Annotated in this window: 23 protein-coding genes and 1 tRNA gene; 20 read left to right on the forward strand and 4 right to left on the reverse strand. The window is 44.6% G+C overall.

Annotated elements, in window-relative coordinates; all coding sequences use genetic code 11:
- Positions 1-32 precede the first annotated feature (32 nt).
- From ftsE to NT111_02540, 6 genes are all read left to right on the forward strand, one after another.
- Complete coding sequence (ftsE, locus tag NT111_02515) at positions 33-713, forward strand: cell division ATP-binding protein FtsE (GenBank protein MCX6804862.1); 681 nt, start codon at positions 33-35, stop codon at positions 711-713.
- A complete protein-coding gene (locus tag NT111_02520) occupies positions 710-1,624 on the forward strand; it encodes a permease-like cell division protein FtsX (protein ID MCX6804863.1) in 915 nt (304 codons plus the stop codon). The genes ftsE and NT111_02520 overlap by 4 nt, the downstream gene beginning before the upstream one ends.
- A gap of 56 nt (positions 1,625-1,680) precedes the next feature.
- Positions 1,681-2,784: a CHAP domain-containing protein gene (locus NT111_02525; protein MCX6804864.1), complete on the forward strand. Its 1,104-nt coding sequence runs from the start codon at positions 1,681-1,683 to the stop codon at positions 2,782-2,784.
- A 19-nt stretch (positions 2,785-2,803) separates the two neighbouring features.
- Positions 2,804-4,045, forward strand: a complete 1,242-nt coding sequence (locus NT111_02530) for a S41 family peptidase (GenBank protein MCX6804865.1) — start codon at positions 2,804-2,806, stop codon at positions 4,043-4,045.
- 72 nt (positions 4,046-4,117) lie between these two features.
- Complete coding sequence (locus NT111_02535; protein ID MCX6804866.1) at positions 4,118-5,755, forward strand: CTP synthase; 1,638 nt, start codon at positions 4,118-4,120, stop codon at positions 5,753-5,755.
- Complete coding sequence (locus tag NT111_02540) at positions 5,736-6,131, forward strand: response regulator (protein ID MCX6804867.1); 396 nt, start codon at positions 5,736-5,738, stop codon at positions 6,129-6,131. The genes NT111_02535 and NT111_02540 overlap by 20 nt, the downstream gene beginning before the upstream one ends.
- Here the strand turns inward: NT111_02540 and rpmA are convergent.
- Positions 6,115-6,399 carry a 50S ribosomal protein L27 gene (gene rpmA / locus NT111_02545; protein ID MCX6804868.1) on the reverse strand — a complete coding sequence of 95 codons (285 nt, stop codon included), beginning with the start codon at positions 6,397-6,399 and terminating at the stop codon, positions 6,115-6,117. The two genes, NT111_02540 and rpmA, sit on opposite strands and share 17 nt — an antisense overlap.
- 15 nt (positions 6,400-6,414) lie before the next feature.
- Complete coding sequence (locus NT111_02550; protein ID MCX6804869.1) at positions 6,415-7,554, reverse strand: N-6 DNA methylase; 1,140 nt, start codon at positions 7,552-7,554, stop codon at positions 6,415-6,417.
- A 54-nt stretch (positions 7,555-7,608) separates the two neighbouring features.
- On the opposite strand from NT111_02550, the gene NT111_02555 reads away from it, so the two are divergent.
- The 5 genes from NT111_02555 to NT111_02575 are packed head-to-tail and all read left to right on the forward strand — an operon-like array spanning position 7,609 to position 11,234.
- On the forward strand, positions 7,609-8,610 hold the full coding sequence (locus NT111_02555; GenBank protein MCX6804870.1) for a lysylphosphatidylglycerol synthase transmembrane domain-containing protein: 1,002 nt from the start codon (positions 7,609-7,611) through the stop codon (positions 8,608-8,610).
- A complete protein-coding gene (gene xseA / locus NT111_02560) occupies positions 8,600-9,796 on the forward strand; it encodes an exodeoxyribonuclease VII large subunit (GenBank protein MCX6804871.1) in 1,197 nt (398 codons plus the stop codon). The genes NT111_02555 and xseA overlap by 11 nt, the downstream gene beginning before the upstream one ends.
- On the forward strand, positions 9,768-9,971 hold the full coding sequence (xseB, locus tag NT111_02565; GenBank protein MCX6804872.1) for an exodeoxyribonuclease VII small subunit: 204 nt from the start codon (positions 9,768-9,770) through the stop codon (positions 9,969-9,971). Before xseA ends, xseB begins: the two co-directional genes overlap by 29 nt.
- A 49-nt stretch (positions 9,972-10,020) precedes the next feature.
- A complete protein-coding gene (locus NT111_02570) occupies positions 10,021-10,410 on the forward strand; it encodes a hypothetical protein (GenBank protein ID MCX6804873.1) in 390 nt (129 codons plus the stop codon).
- A complete protein-coding gene (locus NT111_02575) occupies positions 10,410-11,234 on the forward strand; it encodes a hypothetical protein (protein ID MCX6804874.1) in 825 nt (274 codons plus the stop codon). The genes NT111_02570 and NT111_02575 overlap by 1 nt, the downstream gene beginning before the upstream one ends.
- Before the next feature lie 107 nt (positions 11,235-11,341).
- On the opposite strand, the gene NT111_02580 is transcribed toward NT111_02575, so the two are convergent.
- Positions 11,342-11,429: transfer RNA gene (locus NT111_02580), tRNA-Leu, on the reverse strand.
- Between the two features lie 82 nt (positions 11,430-11,511).
- Between NT111_02580 and NT111_02585 the strand changes: the two genes are divergently transcribed.
- Positions 11,512-12,804 (forward strand): sortase, encoded by a 1,293-nt coding sequence (locus NT111_02585; protein MCX6804875.1) that lies wholly within the window; start codon positions 11,512-11,514, stop codon positions 12,802-12,804.
- On the opposite strand, the gene NT111_02590 is transcribed toward NT111_02585, so the two are convergent.
- Positions 12,787-14,190 (reverse strand): PEGA domain-containing protein, encoded by a 1,404-nt coding sequence (locus NT111_02590; protein MCX6804876.1) that lies wholly within the window; start codon positions 14,188-14,190, stop codon positions 12,787-12,789. The two genes, NT111_02585 and NT111_02590, sit on opposite strands and share 18 nt — an antisense overlap.
- Positions 14,191-14,261: 71 nt before the next feature.
- Here NT111_02590 and murA point away from each other — a divergent pair, with 71 nt between their 5' ends.
- The 8 genes from murA to gltX all read left to right on the forward strand — a co-directional run.
- Positions 14,262-15,518 (forward strand): UDP-N-acetylglucosamine 1-carboxyvinyltransferase, encoded by a 1,257-nt coding sequence (gene murA, locus NT111_02595; GenBank protein MCX6804877.1) that lies wholly within the window; start codon positions 14,262-14,264, stop codon positions 15,516-15,518.
- A gap of 18 nt (positions 15,519-15,536) precedes the next feature.
- Positions 15,537-16,544 carry a rod shape-determining protein gene (locus NT111_02600; protein ID MCX6804878.1) on the forward strand — a complete coding sequence of 336 codons (1,008 nt, stop codon included), beginning with the start codon at positions 15,537-15,539 and terminating at the stop codon, positions 16,542-16,544.
- Complete coding sequence (locus NT111_02605) at positions 16,541-17,818, forward strand: O-antigen ligase family protein (GenBank protein ID MCX6804879.1); 1,278 nt, start codon at positions 16,541-16,543, stop codon at positions 17,816-17,818. Before NT111_02600 ends, NT111_02605 begins: the two co-directional genes overlap by 4 nt.
- Positions 17,815-18,918 carry a glycosyltransferase gene (locus NT111_02610; GenBank protein MCX6804880.1) on the forward strand — a complete coding sequence of 368 codons (1,104 nt, stop codon included), beginning with the start codon at positions 17,815-17,817 and terminating at the stop codon, positions 18,916-18,918. The genes NT111_02605 and NT111_02610 overlap by 4 nt, the downstream gene beginning before the upstream one ends.
- The gene (locus tag NT111_02615) at positions 18,908-19,720 is read left to right on the forward strand and encodes a WecB/TagA/CpsF family glycosyltransferase (protein ID MCX6804881.1); all 813 of its coding nucleotides are present in this window, start codon (positions 18,908-18,910) and stop codon (positions 19,718-19,720) included. Before NT111_02610 ends, NT111_02615 begins: the two co-directional genes overlap by 11 nt.
- Before the next feature lie 53 nt (positions 19,721-19,773).
- A complete protein-coding gene (locus NT111_02620; protein MCX6804882.1) occupies positions 19,774-21,363 on the forward strand; it encodes a DUF4367 domain-containing protein in 1,590 nt (529 codons plus the stop codon).
- Positions 21,360-21,701, forward strand: coding sequence for a hypothetical protein (locus tag NT111_02625; GenBank protein ID MCX6804883.1), 342 nt, complete (start codon positions 21,360-21,362; stop codon positions 21,699-21,701). Before NT111_02620 ends, NT111_02625 begins: the two co-directional genes overlap by 4 nt.
- Before the next feature lie 18 nt (positions 21,702-21,719).
- Positions 21,720-23,121 (forward strand): glutamate--tRNA ligase (gene gltX, locus NT111_02630; GenBank protein ID MCX6804884.1); only part of this gene is annotated, 1,402 nt, incomplete at its 3' end.

Consider the following 23,121-nt stretch of genomic DNA (forward strand, 5'->3'; position numbering starts at 1 on the left):
AATGTTAGTTTTTTTGTTATTATAGATATTATATGATTTTACTCGACCGAGTTACCGTCATCTATCCAAATAAAACGGTGGCGCTGTCAGGCGCTTCACTACACATTCAGCCAAAAGAATTTGTTACTATCGTTGGGCCATCAGGTGCTGGCAAAAGCACGCTTATAAGGCTCCTCATCAAAGAGGAAGTGCCAACTTCTGGCAAGATAATTGTTGGTAGTATTGATTACGACACCATAGATAGATCCAATATTCCTCATTTGCGTCGTCGCATCGGAGTTGTGTTCCAGGATTTTAAGTTATTGCCCAATCTTACTGTTTATGAAAATGTATCGTTCGCGCTAGAGGTGTCGGGAGTGCGTAGCAGCGAGATAAAACGCGCTGTGCCAAAGATCCTACAGCTGGTCGGCTTGAGTGAAAAAGCCCATCACTACCCAGGCGAGATTTCTGGGGGCGAGAAACAGCGAACTGCAATTGCTCGTGCCTTGGTGCGCAATCCCAAGATTCTAATCGCCGATGAGCCGACAGGCAATCTTGATCCCAAAAACTCCTGGGATATCATAGAGCTTTTGCTGAAGATCAATCGATTCGGTACGACCGTAGTTTTGACAACTCATAACAAAGAAATAGTCGACGCCCTTAAAAAACGAGTCATAACCATCAATAGGGGCCGAGTGGTTAAGGATGAAAAAGTTGGGAAGTACAGCTTATGATTACATTTTGGAGGGTATTAAAGAGCGGTTTTAGAAACACTTTCAGAAATGCCTGGCTAAGTAGCGCAGCCACATTGGTGATGGCAGTAACCCTGCTTATCATGATCTTCTTCACATTTTCCATATTTTTTGTGCAAACTCAGCTCAAGGAGGTTCGCCAAAAAATCGACCTAACTCTATTTATAGCCGATGAAGCCAACGAGGATCAGATCCTATCCCTGCAGAATAAAGTTCTTCAGACCCAAGGCGTTAGCTCTGTCGAGTTTGTATCTAAAGCCGATGCCCTCAAAAAGCTCGAAAACAGCAGTGAGGAAGGTAAGAAACTCGCCAAGTCGGCTCTCGAGATAGGCAATCCCTTGCCTTCTTCCCTGGAAGTCAAATTGAATCAGCTCGATAACATCGCCGAAGTCAATAAAACAATTCGCAGCCTTCCCGAGGCCAAGATAATTAGCGAAACCAGCCTCGATAGCAGGGACGAGAATCGCCAGGGAGTGATAGAGAGTGTAATCCGTATCAGCAACGGGGTTACGCGTGTCGGCGCAGTGCTTAGTGCCGTGTTTTTACTAATCGCCTTAATGATAATATTTAACACCGTCAGAATGGCCATATTCACTCGTAGAGAAGAAATCGAAATTATGAAGTTGGTTGGTGCCACCAAGTGGTTTATTAGGGGTCCATTTATTGTTGAGGGTTCGATGTATGGGGTGTTTGGGGCAACAGTAGCAGCTATTTCCATTATCCCCATCAGCCGAGCAGCATCGCAGTTCTTAGTGGAAAAGTTCAACGCCGCCTCGACAGTAACATATTTTGGCAATAACTTCCTCTTAATTATTCTAGCAATGTACGGCCTCGGCATACTAATAGGGGCAATATCTAGCTGGCTGGCAATATCGAGGCATCTGAAACTCTAAAAGCTCTCGTATTTTTCAATATTATGTGCTATAATAGTTATGTTTTAAGGAGGGTGATGAAAGCAAATAAAATCAAAATAAGTATTGGTGCCTGTCTCACAATTTTTGCCTTTATGGCCTCATCATTTGTGATACTTTCGCCACTAGTCGCCAAGGCTAGTCCTATAGATGAACAAATCGCAGCCCTCAATAAAAAGGTCCAAGAAGCCTCTGCCGTCGCGGACAGTAAAAAATCCGAAGCCGACACCTTAAAAGGCAAGCTAGCTAGTATTGAAGCCGAAATCAGCGCGGCCCAGGAGCAGCTTAATTTGACTGCTCTGGAAATAAAGCGCACCCAAGCCAATATCGATGAGTCTAATCGCGAAATGGAAAAGCAAAAACTTATCCTCCGCGATAATCTTAGAATGATCTACAAGAGCGGCAGTATATCGCCGATCGAAGTGGTGGCTTCCAGCAAAAACCTCAGCGACTTCGTGGCACAGCAGCAGTATTTGGACGCCATAAAGCGCAAAGTTGATGACAACCTAAACAAAATAGAGCAACTTAAAAAAGATCTAGATGCCAAAAAGGGCCAGCTCACTGCTCAGTCTAGCGAGCAAGAGCGGACTGTAGCTGGGATTGCAGCAAAGCGATCTGAGCAACAGAGCTTGCTGGATAGGACCCAAGGCGAGGAGTCTAACTTCCGTAAAGTTATCGCCGAGGATACCGAAAAGATCAAGGGCTTAAGGCGCCAGCAGGCCGCCATAATATCCTCGTATTCGACCAATGTCCGCTATGGTGGCACTGGCGACTACAAATGGGCAAATGCGCCTTGGCCTAATGAAACTGCTGACGACTATGGTATGTTTCGTCGCCAATGTGTTAGCTACACAGCCTGGAAGGTAGATAACTCCGGAAGCAATATGCCCAGATGGGGTGGCAGGGGCAATGCAAATCAGTGGGATGATAACGCCCGCGCAGCTGGAATACCAGTCGATGGTAATCCTAGGGTTGGCGATGTGGCCATTAATGACTCTGGGTACTATGGGCATGCCATGTATGTCGAAGCTATTCTGGGCAATGGTAAAGTGCGAGTTAGCCAATATAATGCTGGCAACGACGGAAATTATAGCGAAAGCGATGTCGGTATTAGCAACCTACAGTTTATACACTTTCCGTAATTGAATTAGGTAATATAAGATGATAAAAAAAACTCACCCAAAACCCAACTCAGGCTCTGATAAAAAAAATGCACCTAAAATTAGCAAGCGACTAATCGCAACGGCCTTAATTAGCTTTGGGCTGGGTGCGGTCGTTTTCTGGGGTGGTAGTCAAATACTGTCCAGAACTCCTATAGGCAAATCCCAGCTTGATACATCGTTGCTTTTTAAAGTAGAGTCGATACTTAGGCAAAAATATAATGGCGATATTGATTATCAGAAGCAGTCCGAAGGGGCTGCTGCCGGGGCAGTGGCTGCCTTGGGGGATCCCTACACTGTGTTTCTAGACAAGGAATCCAACAAGGAGCTATCAAACGACCTAAAGGGGGAGCTGTCTGGTATTGGCGTAGAGGTTGGCCAAAAAAACAATCGGCTTACTATTATTGCGCCCTTTGATGGCACTCCTGCAGATGCAGCTGGGCTGAGATCCGGCGATATTATAATTGGGATTAACGACGAAGACACCGCCAACCTTGCAGTGGATCAGGCTGTTTCGAAAATCCGAGGTGAAGCGGGTACCAAGGTAAAGCTTACTATCCTGCGCGGTAACGAGCCCCCCAAAGATTTTGAAATTACTAGAGAGCTAATTAATATTCCCAGCGTCACAAGTGAGATGAAAGATAATAATATAGGCTATATCAAAATTAGACGCTTTGGCGAGGATACCTCAGAACAAGTTAAGATCGCAGGCAATAATCTTAAGGCTCAGGGCGCAAAAGTAATAGTCCTAGATGTTAGGGATAACCCTGGTGGCTACCTGCAATCATCTGTCGAGGTAGCTTCAGAATTTTATAGCGATGGAGTGGTTGTGGAGGAAAGATCCCGCAACTCCAAGCCCAAGATAGATAGTGCCCTGCCTGGCGGCACGCTAACCAAACTTCCCGTCATAGTACTCATTAACGGCGGGAGTGCCTCGGCTTCCGAAATTCTTGCTGGCGCTCTAAATGATAATGACAGAGCGACTTTAGTAGGGGAAAAGACTTATGGCAAAGGTAGTGTACAGGAGGTTATTTGCCTGAATAGTCTGTTTTTATCCAGCGATTGTGATGGCCCATCACTTAAGGTCACGGTTGCCAACTGGTTCACACCAGCAGGAATTAATATCAGCAAGGAAGGGATTAAGCCCGAAGTGGAAGTCAAGCTCACCAGCGAAGACGCTAATGCAGGCCGCGATCCCCAGCTTCAAAAAGCACTAGAGCTAGCCAAACAAGCCCTAAATTAAAAATTATTATTGACCCCACAATAGCGTAGGCGGTATGATAGTAGTAAGAATCTAATGTGAGGGGGTTATTTTATGAAAACAAAACCTAAAACAAAGTATATATTTGTTACAGGCGGCGTTATATCGGGGTTGGGTAAAGGTATTACTGCTGCATCTCTAGGCAAGTTACTCACGGCTCGGGGTCTAAAAGTAACTATGCAGAAGTGTGATCCTTATTTGAATATGGACGCCGGCACGCTAAACCCAGCAGAACATGGCGAGGTTTTCGTAACCAGCGACGGAGGAGAAACAGACCTAGATTTGGGTCACTACGAAAGATTTATCGATAGAGAATTAACTCGAAAATCCTCCACAATGAGCGGTAGGGTGTATTCTAAGGTGATAGCCGATGAGCGCAAGGGTATGTTTTTGGGTAAAACTATTCAGATTATCCCCCATATAACTAACGAAATCATGAACCAAATAATATCATCTGGCGAGGGCAGTGATGTTCATATTGCCGAGGTTGGTGGCACGGTAGGAGATTACGAGGCGATGGCTTGGATTGAGTCGATCAGGCAGATGAAGCGTCGAGTAGGAGAAAAAAATGTTTTATATGCCCATGTGGTGTATGTACCGTATTTGGCTGTCAGCCATGAGTTCAAGACGAAGCCAGCTCAAAACTCCGTCAGAGATCTTCGCGAGGCCGGCGTTCAGCCAGACATTCTTTGTATACGGTCCGACGAGCCTATTAATGCAGAGGCTTTTGAAAAGATGAGCCTATATTGCGATGTCGATAAAGACGCCATAGTGGCCCTTCCAAACGCCAAGACAGTATACGAAGTGCCACTGCGCATGGAGGAGACCGGAATTGGTAATTATATTTGCTCCCGGCTATTACTGAGCTGCATCAAGCCCAACCTTAAGGATTGGCATAAGCTGGTAGATAAAATTAAATCAAAAAAGCCACATATAAATATTGGTGTGGTCGCAAAGTACATGACCAATGAGGATACTTATCTAAGTGTATTTGAGGCAGTTCGTTCGGCAGGCTGGCACCATAACTTGGATGTAAATATTATATGGGTCGACGCCGAAAAGCTAACAGCCAGCACCAAGCCATTGGACGGTCTCGATGGTATTGTTGTGCCTGGGGGTTTTGGGAGTCGAGGGGTAGAGGGTAAAATTGCCGCCGCTCGATACGCTCGTGTTAATAGCGTGCCTTATTTGGGCCTCTGCCTTGGGATGCAAGTAGCTGTAATTGAGTTTGCAAGGCAAGTGCTAGAGGACGAGGCGGCCAACAGTAGCGAGATAGATCCAAATGCCACAAACCAAGTTATCCATATCATGCCCAACCAAGTTGGTGTTGAGCTAGGCGGCACAATGAGGCTAGGAGATTACCAGGCCAGAATCGATAAAAACTCACGCTCTTTCTTGGCCTATGGTACCAATATTATTACCGAGCGACATCGGCATCGCTATGAGTTTAACAATCAATATTCCGACCAGCTTAAAAAGGCTGGCCTAGTTATTGCCGCGACATCCCCAGATGGCAAGCTGGTAGAAATAATAGAGCATCAAAACCATCCATTTTTTGTGGCTTCGCAGTTTCACCCAGAATATAAATCTCGACCAAATCGCCCCCATCCACTATTTAGAGACTTCGTTCAAGCTATCAAACACAATAATGCTAATAAATTAAACTTAAGCTATGCCAATAAAAAAGCCTAGAGTCGCTATTGTTGATGGCCACCACGAACTATCGCTAGCCTATAAAAGTAGGCTAGCGATAGAGGGGTACGACTCAATTATTTTCAATACTGGCGAAAGCGCCCTAAGCTATGTCCGAGATGTACCAGTCGAGCTAGTGTTAATGGAGATAGATCTGGTTGATATGTCTGGCCTGGATGTTATAGATATATTCAAGTCTGATCCTATAACATCGCATATACCGATAGTGGTCCTGACCAATAATGCCAGCCTGGATATTAGTAGAGTAGCTTTGAGGCTGGGCGGTGAAGAGTATTTAATAAAATCAACCGCATCAGCGCATGATACGGTCGACAAGATAAATAAACTATTGCTACGGGCTACTTCTCAGAGCTAACTACGCTAACCAATGATCTCTTGTGCTTAATTCCGGTAAAGGCTAGCTTCTTGACAGTTTGGAACTCAACCGAGCCTGATTTAAGAGCAAACAATGTGTGGTCTTTACCAATTCCAACATGTGAGCCAGCAATAAACTTACTGCCTCTTTGTCTTATGATGATATCGCCAGCCTGAACTGCTTGGCCACCAGAGCGTTTAACTCCCAGTCTTTTGGATTGCGAATCCCTTCCGTTTTTAGTTGAGCCTCCGGCTTTAGTACTTGACATGGTATTTTCTCCTAATTATTTCGTAAAAACAAGAATCTGCCGGCCGGTATATTGGCCCTCTCTATGGTAGAGAAGGTTGTTATGCCTGACAGATTCAAACTCGGATTTAGTATAGCCTAATTTTATTATCTCGTCAATGATATTTAGCTCAACGAGCTGATCATCGAACACCCAAAACGGCATAGTAACCACTACTTTTGTTGGCCTAAGGGCTTGGTTTTTCAGATTAGAGAAGAAGTTCAGGTAGAGTTTTCGGAGTTCACCTATCTGTTCATCTACGAGCTGTTTGGTGGGCTTGGAGAGGAAGTTCCTGCCAAGGTATCCCTCGCTAACAATATTATAGCCTTTGATGGGGTAGCTTCTCTTTGTGGCATCACTGGGAGCTAGGATATCGGGCGCGAAGAGTACATCGTAATGTTCACTTAGCCAGTTGATGTTGGCTTTGGAGCAGTCGACCATTTCTTCGGCAAGATCACTTCCCTGACTCTTAAAGCCCATTAGGGCTGCCTCTATTAGTAGCCCGCCCGAACCACAGAATGGGTCTACTATAATATCCTCAGGCTTAGGCTGAGAAAGGTTGATCATTATTTGTGATAATTTGGGCGGAAGCATGCCGACCTTGCGATCGCGGCAAGGCTTGTCGTAATCTCGCTTGGAATAGGAGTCGATATCTTGCACCCCGGTGGTAAGAGCAATAGCCAGAGATGGCCCCGAATCGATAACAATTATTTCAAAGCCCTTATCGATTAATTTATTATACTTAACTGAGGCTGCATTTAGGGGGCTATCGGCTTTAGCCTGGACATAGCGGGGTTTAAGACCGGCCTGTTGCAAGCTTCGTTTCAGCTTAATACCAATCGGGGCCATAGCCATCTTGTATTTACCGTAGTAGCTAATACCGAAACTAAACTTGCCTTCGGGGTTTTGCGAAAGTATGAAGTTTGATATCTCGGTTTGAAGCGAAATGGGATTTTTATTTATGTTTTGCTTTATAACCCGGCCAGATTTAATGGCTCCACCAAGCATATTGATATCGACCTTGGCATCATCTGGGAGCTTGACCACATCATCGTTTAATAGGTTTGCCGAACCAAAGACCGCTATAGCTTCGGCCCTACATAAAAGTTTTTCCCTGCCTAGAATTAAAATTTGCATACTATCATTATAAACCTCGTACCATATAATGGCGAGCTGGGGTACAATATTGGTATGCGCTTACGACATTTCTTATTCTTTTTGGCCCTAATTATTATCTCTTTTTTAGCGATTATTCAGTTCGGCCAATTCAAACAATTTTTGCAGGTCATCGAGGGGATAAACTTGTCTTTGCTTCTAGTGGTATTTGGCCTGCGCTATTTATACTATTGGTCAAACACGAAATATTTTCAGTCGTATTTACATAATTTTAATCACGATATTCCATTTAAGGCCTTATTTAAAGATGTTATCACGATGAATTTCGCCAATACTGTATTCCCGACTGGAGGGGTAAGCGGTATTGCCATCATGCGTGGCCGGCTACGCAAACACAAGGTCTCGGCCCACACCACCACAATCGCTCAAGCATTTTGGATGGGCTTCACCGGTATTTCATACATTATTTTACTACTCCTTAGCCTACTATTGCTATTTTTATCTCAACGCATTGAGCAGGTTAGCTTTAGATTGATACTAATGGTTCTTCTGATAATGCTGGTGGGTCTATTAGTTATCCTGGCGCTGCTACTTAATCGCCATATTGCCGAGCATCTGAGCTACATGCTGACCAGGCCAATAAATTGGGTCTTAAAAAAGTTCAAGCGAAATGCCCTAGGGCGAAGTCAGATGCGTGAGTTGAATGTAAAATTTTACATGACTCTGTCTGAGTTTAGGCGCAACTGGAAGCAATTGCTGAGGCCTTTTGGCTGGTGCTTTTTAACTCTTGTTTTAGATATCGCATCGCTATATATGGTTTTTATTGCATTAGGAGTGTATCCTAACCCCGGCGTTATAATTGCTGCTTTCTTGATTGCCTTGATGGCCTCTCTGCTATCAATATTTACTTCTGGCATAGGTATCTTCGAGATCGGAATGGTCGGGATTATGGTAGGCCTGGGGCTATCATTTGATCTGAGCTTTTCGGCTGCTATCGTATATAGAATAATCGCTCTATGGATGTTTTTACCGATTGGCCTGTATTTCTACAAGAGGACGATGCTAGATGAAAAATGAATCCATCACAGTTAGCGAGTTTAATGCCCTAATAAATCAAACCCTTTCTTTTGCTTATCCCGAAATCGTGGTCGAAGGGGAGGTCTCTAGCTATAAGCTCAGCCAGGGAAAGTGGGTATTTTTCGATCTTAAAGACAGCGCTAGCGTGGTTGGCTGCTTCATGCCGATATTTAATCTTAAATCTAGCCTAGAGGATGGCATGCTAATTAGAGTTAAAGCAGTTCCTCAGGTAACTAAATGGGGCAAATTTAGTCTGACTGTTCGGGATATTGAACTAGCCGGGGAAGGCTCTGCCAAGCGAGACTTCGAGCTGATGAAACAAAAGTTCGAAAAGGAAGGTCTATTTTCGCAAGATAGAAAACGATCACTGCCCGATATACCCGAGAGAATACTATTAATAACCTCTAGGCAGGCCGCGGCTTTTAACGATTTCATAACTATTATTAATGATCGCTGGGCAGGGATAGAGATAGATCATCTCCAGGTTCAGGTTCAAGGTCGGCTGGCCGCCGAGCAAATTGAGGAAGCGATAAGCTATGGAAACTCGCAAGCCGAGCAATACGATGCTTTGGTTCTCATTCGTGGCGGCGGCAGTGCCGAAGACCTCCAGGCTTTCAATACCGAGCAAGTAGTGAGGGCAGTGTACGGGAGCACCTTGCCTACAATGGTGGCGATCGGGCATGAGGACGATGTTAGCCTGGCCGAGCTAGTGGCCGATGTGAGGGCAGCCACCCCAACTGACGCAGCCCGGCGTTTGGTCCCTGATAAATCAGAGCTTCTGGCGCGTATAAGTGCCACCAGGCAGGGCATGCTAAGCCTGCTCGGATCGCAGATAAGTAGCTCTAGGGCTCAGCTGGATAGATTCTATTACAGTATAGAGCTAAGGGTAAACGCTCTCAGGCACGACTCGGCCGAAGTGTTTAATCGTAGCTGTAATGCGATGGATCAGATATTGGTGCAGTCCAAAAACCATTTATCGGGCCGTCGGCAGTTGCTCGCCAGCCTGGATCCTAGGGCTATCCTGGCTCGAGGCTATAGTATTGCTCGAATTGGAGGGCGAGTTTTGAGCTCATCAAGTGACTACAGCATAGGCGATACCGTTGTGATACAATTGCATGAAGGCATAATCACCATAAAGGAAGGTTCCAATCGTAAAAATGAAGACCAACAAAGCATCCAGTTTTAAGTATTCCGAGGCACTTAAAGAGCTAGAGTCAATAACTCAGTTCTTAGAGAATAGCGAGATAGATCTCGACGAGGCGATTGTTAAGTTCGACCGTGGTAGCGAGCTGGCTAATTTGATAGAGCAGCATCTTAAGAACGCCGAGAATAAAGTCCATAGTATAAAATCTAAGTCATAGACAAATAACTATAATTGTACTATAATATAAAAATAATATAGTTTTTGTTATGCCTGATCACTTTATAGCCTTAGTAAGCCAGTATACTGGCGCACTTAATACAGCTCAGTCCGAGCGTTATGCCAAAGCAGTTATTGATGCTTGGTACTTTAGCTTGCCCAGAAACGGCCAGCTTATGCTTTCTAGATTACTACCAGATTATCTGACGCCTAAGAGAAAGTTATTTTACAGCCAACGCAGCCAGAAAACAGCTATCAACCAGAGCCAAATTTTTAGGGCTCGTCTGACTGCCGATCTATCTCGATCCAATTTTGAAGAAGTTGAGCCAATTGCTCGCGGCGTATTGAAATCACTTAAGATTTTATCCTCCACCCAAAAGAAGTTTGCGTATTCCAAGCTGCTTAGCCCTAGGCTTGCTAAATTATATATTGAGGCCTAATGGCAGGCATCAGCTTCAATGCCGAACCCAGCTCGGGCTCCGATTTTAGCGACATCTTTTTTAATCGCCCAGTTAACAGAATTGTGCCATCTAAGGTGGCCATTCTAGCAAGCAGGTATTCGTCTGTCAGGGGTATTAGCACAATGTTTTTAACCTTAGCTTCCATGGGTCATAGCCCAGTATTGATTGCCGATAGCGAGCTAAAGGCGGCGCAAGTCCCTGCCGAGTTATTTTTGGAGTCCAAGGACAAAATCCACTACTACAATAGCGATGAGGCAATCGCCATGGTTATGGATTGCCAGATGCTGGTGATTTTACCCGGCAATGAGCTTGGTTCATCTATGCAGCTTATGATCTCTAGGATCATGAAGATTTACGACGGCTTTGTGGCATCAGATTACCCGCGACTTTTTTTGGATAATCCGACAGATACTCCTCGGCTCTGCTTTGGACCTACCCGAAATCTCCTGTCGCTTGTTAAATACAAAAATAATCCCTTGGAGCTAGGGCTACAAGCTCGTGCTACGCTGCTGATGCAGGCATCAACTTTACTTAAGGCCAGCTTAATAAGCATAGATAATAATCAAGCTCTGGTTGTTCACGAGAGCGACAAAAATAACATCTGCATAATTAACACTAAAGACGCGATATCTACCATGGCACTTGTGGCAATACAGCTCGGACTTTTGGCAGATCGGAGCTCATCTAGCGAAACGAGTTGGCTGCGATACGCTCAAGCCGGGGGGTTTCTATACCGAAACAGCTATAGCCAGGGCAGCAATGGCCCAGAATTGCTGAAGTGTTACTTAGACAAACAGTTTTAATAAAGCAAATTATAAAATGATCGAGCTTAATGAAATATTTATTAAAAATAAATTTTATTTCTAGGCTAATGTCGCTAGCAGTAAATGATACTTTGAAATATTATTGCTGGTGCCAGAGGTGGGAATCGAACCCACATGCCCTTAACGAGCACACGATTTTGAGTCGTGCGTGTCTACCAATTCCACCACTCTGGCTGAAAAATTGTCCATAAGTATATTACTTAAGTATGTATTATTATATATAATAGGCTCTAACTAAGCAAAACCACTGAAAAATATGAACAACACAGATAAAAATAATCTAAATATAACTGGCGACAATCTTGTAGAAGGTGAAGAAATAAGCTTGGGAATAGAGCCCAAGCCTGATGCAGGACCTGAGCGCATGGTCGGTTCTAACCACGCCAGTGAAAATAATTTAAACCCTAGTGGCGAGGTTAATAACAAGCCCAGCCAGCATAAACCTAGCGATCATAGCCAAGCGATTATCGGCAAGATACATCGCGACTATATTATGCAAAGATCGAGAGCCCATGAAGATCCCAAGCCTTCGCTAGGCTCGGCCAGAGTCGACAACGATACAATTAGCCACCAGCCTGCCACCAGCCAGACTCGTAAAGCCTCAGAAAATAGTCCTAGCCATTTGAAGACCAAGCACCCTGATTTGCACAAGCCCAAAATTAACCTTATGCCGCAGCCGGCATACAAGCCTAAAGAGTTTTTAGTTGATACTAAGAAACGCAGGACTAGTAGTATGATCCGAAAAATACGATCACATAAGCACTGGTATAATGCCAAAATAATAGTTGGTACAGTTCTGGTTTTTGTTTTATTATTTAACTCCCAGTGGTTTATATCGCAAATTATATATCTACTACCAAAATCTAACACCCCCAGTGCAACTGCGCCTGTGCAGCCAGCCCCGCCGCAAGCCCCGGCGGAGGCCGAAGTGGTGGGCCCTAAAAATGAAATAATTATTCCTAAAATAGGCGTAACGGCCCCGATAATTTACACTAACACCAATAATGAACCAGATGTCTTGGTGTCACTCAGGGATGGTGTGGTGCATTACTTTGGCACCGCCAACCCTGGCGAGGCAGGCAATGCAGTGTTTTTTGGCCACTCAAGCAATGACTGGTGGGAGGCTGGTGATTACAAATTTATCTTTGTATTGCTCGAAAAGATGTCGCCCGGAGATACCTATGATATCCACTATAATTCCAGGAAATACAGCTACCTAGTTACCGAAACAAAAGTTGTTGAAGCTAACGATCTGTCGGTACTAAACCAAACAGCCGAGCCCATATCTACGATAATTACTTGTACGCCCCCAGGCACTAGCTGGCGTCGCTTTGTGGTTGTGGCCAAACAGGTGGCTCCAGTTGCTGCCTCACCTCCAGCTGCCTCGCAGCCCCAAACAGTACCTATTCAAAGCAGTCTGCCAAGTGCGGCACCTAGTATATGGGATCAAATAGGCAGCTTCTTCGGAGGTCTATTCGGTGGAAATAACAACCCGCCTCAGAGTCCACCAGAGCCAACTACCTTGCAGCGATTACCTGAAGTCAATTAAGCCAGTCTTGGGCTGGAGGCTGTAGTAGTTGATTTTGCCTGAGGCTATAAAGTAGATAGATTTGGTGTCGGCCTTAAGGGCAGTACTATATCCAGCGTCGGGGGTTGCCGACGGCGGGATCTTGGTTTTGTTGAAGCCGTTATAGTCGACTATCTCTAGCCCGCTTGGCGTGGTAACAATTATCTGGTAATCTGTCAGCCAGCGAAGCTCCTGCGCAGCCTCTAGCTGGGTATAAAAGCGATCAGTGTACTCTATGTCGATTGTTCTTAGTTTAGATTCTGTGATAAAGCTAATGAACCTGCCGGTAGGGCTAAAACTAGGCAACGAGTTACCAAGCCCAATAAAAGAGCTTAGGTATTTGCCGTTAACCTTAGAAAATATGTGTAGTCCACCAGTGCTTGGATCGTGGAGAGCTAGTTCGACTTCTCCAGAAAGCTTAGAAGGGATAATATTCCATGGTACTGCCGTAGGCGGGTATTGATAGAGCACATATCTATTATTACCATTATGATCGTACCTTACCAAGAACTGGCCACTGGTGGCAGGCGAGAGACCCTCCAGCGTAAAAATATAGTCATCATCTATTTGATAGCTTAGCACCGAAGACATTGGCAGGGTTATGGTGTTGCTGTTTTCGGCGTTAAGTTTTTTTACTTGGCTACTACCAAGCCCAAAAACTTCTTTTGAGTTTTTTGGGTTAATAGTTAGGTTGGTGGTCTTGGGCCCAAATATATTGTCAATATCGCGCAATTCTCCGGAGTTAGTATTGAGCCAGAAAGTAGTGGCTGTGCCATCTTCATAGCTAGCGCGGGTAAGTAGTGAATTGCCATCGGGGCTTATTATTGGTGCGGAAAGCTTATTAGGAGGCTTAATTGAGCTGTTGATGGGGAACTCTACTATCTTGCGGAAATTATCCGAGCTGGTTATCTCGTATATATTAGAAGGCGAATCAACCGTAGCAAACATTTTAGAGCTTTTCGAGGCTGAGGCCACGCTGCTAAATATAATGGGGTCAGCTATGATTTTAGGATTAATTTGGGTAGGGATTAGAAGTGCATAATCTGCAAAGGTCACCTGGCCAGCTCGAACAAAAAAGTCCGCCTGCCAATCGAGGTAATTAGGCTTGCTATACTGGACTCGAAGCGGTCCAGTATTAACATTTTCGAGCCTGTAGGGAGTTTTGGGACTTATCTTTTGAGAATTAATTTTAATTGAGGATCCTGATGGGCTGGTGTTTAACAAGGCCAGGCCAGTAGCTGATATTTCACCCTTAAAAAAGTCAATCCTGTAGCCTGAAGCAATTGCCACCAAAAGTAGGGTACCAAATGTGACCAGCAAAGTGCCGACGGTTATGGTTAGAGAAGCACGGGTTTTTTGTGATATCATATTATTACGGTTTCAATGTATTATAAACCAGTTTAGCTGCCAGCTAAATACTTAAATAAAGGATTATTAAATTGCAAAAATTAATTATTGAAGGCCCAACAAAGCTAGAGGGCACTATTAAAATCTCTGGTAGTAAGAACCACGCCCTCCCAATGCTGGCCTCAATGCTACTAACCACTAAAGATGTTATTGTTCACAATATCCCGGATATCGCCGACGTAGAAGTTATGATTAGTATTTTGGAGGTATTCGGTGTGAGGATTGAGCGCACCAGAAGCGGTTTGATCTGCAACGCCGAGAACGCTCAGCCTCGAATAGTGCCCGCCGAGCTAACTCAAAAGCTCCGGGCATCTTTGCTTATTCTGGGGCCCGCTCTGGCCCGTTTTGGCGAAGTCGATCTAGGCTACCCGGGAGGCGATATGATAGGCGCTCGCCCGATAGATTCGCATCTTAATGGCCTAAAGGCTTTGGGCGCTGATATTCAGTCCGATACCGACCACATTAAAATTCGTGGTAAGCTCAAACCGGGCCGCGTGCTACTCGATGAAATTAGTGTCACCGCAACCGAGAATCTTGTGTTGGCCGCAGTACTCACAGAGGGCCAGACCGAAATTAGAATGGCTGCTACTGAGCCTCATATTGTCGGTTTATGCGAATTTTTAAACAGCCTCGGTGCTGACATCCAGGGTATTGGGAGCCATGTTTTAATCGTTAACGGGGTTAAAGAGCTATCTGGAGGTGAAGGCCGAATTATACCAGACTATCTAGAGGCTGGTACTTTTGCGATCGCTGCTGCTGCCTCTGGCGGAGAAATGCTTATTGAAGATTTTATGGTAAACGATAATGATGCGCTATTGAATACCTTTTCTAGAATGGGCGTAAATTATAAAATACTAAGCCCCTCCAGTATAAAAGTCCTAACGAGCAAGCGGATAAATGCCATTAAGGTCAGAACTGATATCTTCCCAGGCTTTCCAAGCGATCTCCAGGCTCCTCTTGCTGTACTGTGTACTCAGGCCCACGGTGTATCCGAAATTTTCGAGACAATGTACGAGGGCAGGCTTCAATACTTATTCGAGCTCCAGCGCATGGGCGCGCATGTCAATGTTCGCGATAGCCACTCTGGGCTGGTAGAGGGCCCAACCGTACTGCACGGAACAGATTTAATATCCTTCGATGTGAGGGCTGGCGCAACAATACTAATCGCCGGGGTAATCGCTCATGGGAAAACCACCATCGATCGAATAGAGCATATCGACCGAGGATATGAGCACTTTGATGGTCGGCTACGATCATTAGGGGCAAAAATATCCCGAATTGGCTCCTAAAATGTTAAAATAGCAACTATGTTTAATAAAAGAATTGCAATAGACCTTGGCACAGCAAACACTAGGGTATATATCCCCAAGAAAGGCCTTGTGGCTAATGAGCCATCGGTGGTGGCTATTAGCGTTGATGATAATCGAATAATTGCCATCGGAAATGATGCTAAGGAAATGTTAGGTCGAACCCCAGACATCATTACGGCCTCCAGGCCTCTGAAGAACGGTGTAATAGCAAACTATCGGATCACTGAGGCACTGCTGAAGTATTTTATCAACAAGATAACAGGCCATGTTAGGCTGACTAGGCCAGAATTAATGATTAGCGTGCCGACTGGAGTAACATCTACCGAGCGTAGAGCAGTAATAGATGCAGCTATCGCCGCAGGTGCTAAAAAGGTTTATATAATTAGGGCGCCTGTCGCTGCGGCAATTGGGGCTAATGTCCCGATTTCGGCTCCAGCTGGCAATTTAGTAGTTGATATCGGCGAAGGTACTACCGAAGTAGCGATAATTTCGTTAGGGGGTATTGTAGCCCAAAACTCCGTTAGGGTCGGTGGTGGTCGTATTAGCTCCGCCATAGCTGATCACATCAGAAAAAAACATGGCCTAGTAATTGGCGTTCAGACAGCTGAGGACATTAAGACAAAAGTTGGCTCGGCAACTGCCCTTGATAAGCCCAAAAAGATGCAAGTCCGAGGCCGAGATGTGGTCGGGGGTCTCCCGAAGACAATCGAAGTCAGCAGCACTGAGGTAACGGGGGCTATTAAAGATCGCTTAGATGAAATTATTATGGCCGTCAAGGCCGTACTGGAACAAACTCCACCGGAACTCTCCAGCGATATTATCGACAGAGGCATGATTATAACTGGCGGTGGGGCACTATTAAGAAACATCGACAAACTCATGACAAAAGTCACTGGGGTACCAGCCTATATTGCCGAAGATCCAATGCTTTGCGTAATTAAGGGCGCCGGTGCGGCTCTTGAGAACCTTGATGAATATATACGGAGCGTAATAAGTAGCAAATGAGTAGCATCAACCAAAGCCTAGCTACCGCCCCCCAGCGTTTGATTAGCTGGGGGATTGTGGCAATATTACTGCTTATGCCCTTCCACGCGTTTTTCAGTATTTTCTTCGGCTATCTAGGTGCAAATCAAGCTCTAGTTCAGTCCTGGAAAGAAATTTTAATATTGCTTTTAACACTCATCTGGATATTGTTTCAGATTTATCGTCAGAAGCTAGCCTTTAAGGTAGATCCAGCCAATATATTATTTATCATAATAGTTTTCTTGAGCTTACTGGTGACTATTGTGTTTAGGACAAATCCCGAGGTCGTGTTGTTGGGTATTAAAACCAACCTAGTGGCAATTGCCATATACTTCATTGCTCAGATACCATCCCCAGCTAAGTCCTTTCTAAAATCAAACATTTTATGGATCGTACTCATACCGGGCTTGCTTGTGTCATTTTTGGCAATAGCTCAAGCTCTTATAATACCACCTGACTTACTGTCCAAATTAGGCTATAACCCAGAAACAATCAACCCAAGACAAATCATCGATGGCTCTATTGCCTTCTACAGATCTTTTTCTACTTTAGGTGGGCCTAATCAGCTTGGTGCTTATCTTTTGGTGCCACTGGGCTTTGCAATAAGCTACGGTATTAGATCTAAAAATTTATGGGTCGGGCTATCATCCTTACCTATTTTGGCAGCAATATTTTTAAGTTTCTCAAGAAGCGCTTGGATAGGAGCAATTATTGTGGTTTTCCTGGCAATCCTGCTCAGTGTAGATAAGAAGAAAAAAATCATTTTCGTTGTAGCATCGGCGATATTTTTAATAATTGCTGGCTTTACGGTATTTAATTTATCGAATAAGAATCAATATGTCGAGAATGTACTACTTCACGGAAGGTATTTCGAGAACAGGATTGAAGGCTCCGACAAATATAGACTAAACGCAGTTACCTCGGCCGTCGAGGAGATATCAAAATCTCCATTAGGCCACGGCTTGGGAACTGCTGGCCCAGCCAGCCTTAAATCTAGTCAGCCTGTAGTGCCCGAAAACTGGTTTTTGCAAATAGCCTACGAGATAGGAATATTTGGATTAATATTGTATGTAATGGCTTTCTCATTTTTATTAGGCGACTTTATTCGTAACAGACATAAGCCAATAGCCGCTAGCCTATTTGCTATTACCGCCGGCCTGCTTGCAGCCAGCATGTTTTTACATGTCTGGGCAGATTCTACTTTGGTACTTATTATGTTCACATTATACGGGGTGTATAAATCGAGGACTCAATGAAAATAGCAATATTGCACGATTGGCTCAACCACAAGCGCGGCGGGGCCGAAAATGTATTATTTGAACTAGCTGAAATGTACCCTAAAGCTGATATTTTCACTCTTGTATATAACCCCCCGAAGTTTGACGACAAGTTAGGCCACAGGATAATTAAAACCTCTGGCCTTCAGTATTTCCCGGCTTTTATTAAAAAAAGGCCAAAGCTACTACTACCATTTATTAGGCGTGCAGTTGGCGGGCTAAAGCTAGAAGGCTATGATCTTGTCATTAGCTCATCCACAGCCTGGGTTAAGAATGCTAATATCAAAAAAGGCACCAGACATGTCTGCTATTGCTATAGCCCAGCCAGGATGCTTTGGGATAGCTGGCCTAAATATATGCTTGAAATGAATCTCAACACCATATCCAGATTCTATATAGTGAATCTGGCATCAAGCCTGAGGCTTTGGGACTACTATCAAAGCCAAAAAGCAGTAGAATTTATTGCAATAAGTGGCTTTATTTCGGACCGAATCAAAAAGTTTTATGGCCAACCCAGCAAGGTTATATACCCTCCAGTAGATATCTCTAAGATGGCTGCGGTAAATACCCGTAACAGACAGGAATACTATTTGGTGCTTTCTGTCATGTCTAAATATAAGAACATTGAATTAGCTATCGAGGCTTTTATCGCAAACGGCCTAAAACTAGTCGTGGCAGGGGATGGTCCAGATTTGGTCAGGCTCAAAAAACTAGCCTCTAGCCACCCCAATATTAGCTTCGAGGGAAGGGTTAGCGCCGATCAGAAATCTCAGCTAATGCGGGAGGCCAAGGGCTTCATATTCTGTAATATCGAAGACTTCGGGATTACGATGGTTGAATCAATCGCCTCGGGCACAGCGGTATTGGCCTTAAGAGGTGGCGGGGCAACCGAAATTATCAGCGACGGCGTGACTGGCATGTTTTTTGACAAGCCCACCGAAGGCAGCCTTAATAGAGCAATCGTAAGATTTAATAAAGCTTTTAGTGGGGATTATAAGCTCAATAACAAATACTTAGCTAGTAAATTCGGGCGAGACAGGTTTGTTAGCCAGCTGAGAGGCTTTATTGATGGCGAATAAATCTATAGATATACTTGGGGTCAGGATTGATATTCTTAAGATTTCGCAAATCAACGAGATTATCCTGGACCGGGCTAACAGAGTTTCGGGTGATCCACTGGTTGTTTTTAAGCCCTATGTTGAGTTTCTTGCATTGTCAGCGCGAAATGATGATATTCGAGCACTGCTAGGCAAATCCGATTATAATGTCGCCGATTCGTCTGCCCTGCAATGGGCAGCTAGTTATTTATATGGGTCGCCCAAGAAGATATCAGCGATAAAAAGCTTACTTTTTAAGATCCATTCAATCGCCTGGCGCAGCCAAGTTATACCGCAGCGAATGGGAGGGGTAGACCAGACAATCCCATTATTAAAGCTGGCCAGTGATAATAATTTTAAGATCGGTATCCTTGGTGGCCCAAAGGATGTAGATAGAACTCAGCAGCAACTGCTTAAAAGGTTTAAGGGCATTGATCTTAAGGTTTGGTCTGGGTATTACAGTGCCTCCAGTGAGGCCCAGCTAGTAAAACAAATATCTGATAGTAAATTAGATATCCTATTCTGTGCTATGGGCTTTCCCAAACAAGAATATTTTATAGTCAATAATCGTGCAAAGCTCGCTGCTAAAGTCTTAATAGGCGAGGGGGGTAGCTTCGATTATGATTCTCTTGGGGGACCCCTAAAACGAGCGCCAGCCTTGCTCCGGCGATTGAGCCTCGAGTGGTTATGGCGTTTACTGCTTCAGCCTAGGCGAGCCGTCAGGCAATTATCTATCCCAATCTTCATTGCAAAAGTTATAAAGCAAAAATCAATTCAAAAATAACTTTACGCTTATGGTGATATGACCTATAATGGTTATATTAATTATGTGTATTTATGATAGAACTTAGCGAATGTCCTAATTGTGCTTCTGATGACCAAGTTACAATAGCTGGTAAGATTTTTTGTATGCGCTGCGGTACCCCTGCTGAGGATAACGCCATGATCGCTGATGCCACAGCTGCTGCCCCAACCGATAGCCCACCAGCAGAAATTCCTGCGCCTCCTAAGCCTCCAGAGATAATCTCGCATCCAAGCGTCTCGAAATATTCAGACCAAAATGTCGCGCAACCCCAATTAGTGCCGAACTCTGAGGCTCCTACTGATGCTGAATCTAGTACCCAACCCGCCCAGGAACCTGTCATTACCCCAGCAATCCAGCCGACGCCAGAATTGAGCCCAAATCAATCATCACCAAGCACCCCAACCCTACCAGCCACTCCTAGCAATGGCACTGCTATGGAAGCAGCCCAAATTGATGCTGAAATTGCATCACTCTCAGCCCCAGCACCAGTCCCAGCACCAGCCCCAGCACCAGCCCCAGCACCGGCCGTAACACCTAATATGTCTACTCTTCCGCCCGCTCAGCCTATGCCTCCTGCCGTATTAACACCTAATACTGTTGCCGATGATATTACTACCCCGACAATCCCTGCCTTTCCCTCAGTACCAGCCACCCCAGCATTTGCAGTAGCCGCCCCGCAGCCGATATTGGATCTAAATACTGCTACACAATATACCCCTGCTCCGAATACCACACCTAACCCTATGCCGCCCCAACCCGGTGTATTATTCCCGCTAGCCCCGGTTGCCCCACCAGCATCGAACATAATGCCGTCCCAGGCTAGTACGGTAGATCCTATAAGTCTTAAGGCAGACCCAGGAGGCTTTACCGATGCCGAGTTAGATGCTCTGACAACGCCAGATTCAAATCAAACTATCGCACCGCCGCTGGCCCAGCCTGCTGTACCTGGCTTAGCTCCAATCGCTGCTCCAGCAATAGCCACAGCTGGTATCTTTGCTGAAAGCCCAACAAACCCAGCTCCAGAATTATTGACACAACAAAACCCTGGCGTAGATGCCATGGCTCAAGCAAGTACTCCAGATACTAGCGATACAGTCATTGCTCCTCCAGAGAAGCTGAATCAAGATAAGTATCAGCAGTTTAAAGATCTAAAAAGTAGTAAGCTAGCCAAGCCGGCTGGAATCGTAGTGAGTGTATTGGCGCTATTTTTGACAGGTGCATATTTATGGCAATCTAACTATTCTAACTTGGCATTCAAAATTGCTAGCGCCAAAGCTGGGGTCAGCGCGAGTGTCCCAGGTTATATTCCGGCTGGCTACAATTTAGGTGGCGATATCCAGACGAACCCAGGCACTGTTAATTATAACCTTGTTAATAATAACCAAAACAAGCGGATATCTATTACTCAGTCCAAGACAGACTGGGATAGCCAAGCACTGGCCGAGAGCTATGTTGCGCCTAAAGCCGAAAACTATTTAGCTGTCCAGGCAAAGGGGCTAACTATTTATATGCTTGGAAATAATCAGGCAACTTGGGTTAACAAGGGGACATGGTACAAGATAGAGAGCCTAAATCAAGCTATTAGCCAAGAGCAAGCGGTAAAGATAGCAGGTAGCTTATGAACGACAGGGCCTGGGAGGAGCTAGTGGAGCTCATTGACACTAAGTATGAAGTGGATAACTCTGATCGTAGCGAAGTACCACTGGAAGACGACCATAAGTATAAAAAAATTATCGAATCGATATTTTTTGAAAAGGATAATACCAAGTTCAAAATAGAGAGAGTAACATCACCCAGAATAGTTGATAAAAAAACCTTTTATTCAGGCCACGCCAGCGCAAATCAGCTCAAGTATGTGTATGACCCTGTAGAAACCTCTACCAAAGTGTTTTTTTATAAGCAGCTGCCAGATGGCAATTACAATGAAATTGCACCAGAAGATCTCATGAGCACAGGCTAATCTGGTATAATTACCAGTATGAGTAAGCCAGTTAGAGTTAGATTCGCACCGAGCCCAACTGGGCTCTTGCACATAGGCGGAATTAGAACCGCTTTATTTAATTATCTTTTTGCAAAGGCAAACGGAGGTAAATTTATTTTAAGGCTGGAGGATACAGACAGAGAGAGGTTTGTAGAAGAAGGCGTAGATCAAATTATAAAATCTCTAGATTGGTTCGGTTTGCATCCCGATGAGGGCGTATGGTATGAAGAAAAACCAGGTGAACATGGTCCATATATACAATCAAAAAGGCTAAATCACTACAACAAATATGCCCAAAGTTTAGTCGATCGGGGTCTGGCCTACTATTCCTACTCCACGCCTGAACAAATTAGTGCATTTCGGGCCGAGGCTATTGAAGAGAAGCGACCATTTGTCTATAAAGAGTCTATGGAGCCATCCTCAAAGCCTGACGACACTTCAGCTTACCCAATAAGGCTTAGGGTAGGTGAGGGCACTACTAATTGGAAGGATGAAGTAAGAGGAGAGTTCAATACATCAAATGATATAATTGATGACTTTATTATCATAAAAGCTGATGGGTTCCCGACCTATAATTTCGCCAATGTAGTCGATGACGGCCTAATGGAGATATCTCATGTAATTAGGGGCGACGAGTTTATAAGCAGTACCGCAAAGCATGCTTTACTTTATGATTTATTAGATTTTGACAGGCCAAAGTGGGTACATTTGCCTCCAATCCTGGGCCCAGATGGAAAAAAGAAATTAAGCAAACGAGATGGCGATGTAGATGTCTTGGAATACAAAGCCAAGGGGTATTTGCCGAAAGCTCTGATGAACTTTTTAGCAATGCTTGGCTGGAACGACGGAACAACTCAAGAAATTTTTTCACCTCAAGAACTTATAGATAGATTCTCGATTGATAGAATTCAAAAAAGCCCTGCTGTGTTTGACGCCAATCGGCTAGATTGGATGAACGGCGAATACTTACGCAATAAGCTAAGCGAAGATGAGCTGATTGAAGAGATTCGAGCCTTTATACCAATTGAGTGGCTATCGGATATCGAATATTTCAAAACCGTTCTTAGACTCGACCGCGAGAGGATAAAGAGATTCGATGAGGCCAAATATATTATGGAAATATTTTTTGAAACCCCAAAAATAGATATGAATATGCTCTGCAAAAAGGATAATATTGAAACCGTTAGGTTTTGGGTTGCCGAAGTCATCAAGACCATTGATGATATCCAATTCGAACACGACACAGTTGATGAATCGCTACGAGGGCTGGCCCAGAAGTTAGATGTTCAGGTTGGGCAATTGTTTTATGCGCTACGCGTGGGGTTAACTGGACGAACACAAGCACCAGGGCTATTTGATATTTTTGTAACACTCGGCAAAGCCGAATCTATAAAGCGGC

It is taken from the genome of Patescibacteria group bacterium, assembly GCA_026397045.1.
Taxonomy (GTDB): Bacteria; Patescibacteriota; Saccharimonadia; order CAILAD01; family BJGX01; genus JAPLVO01.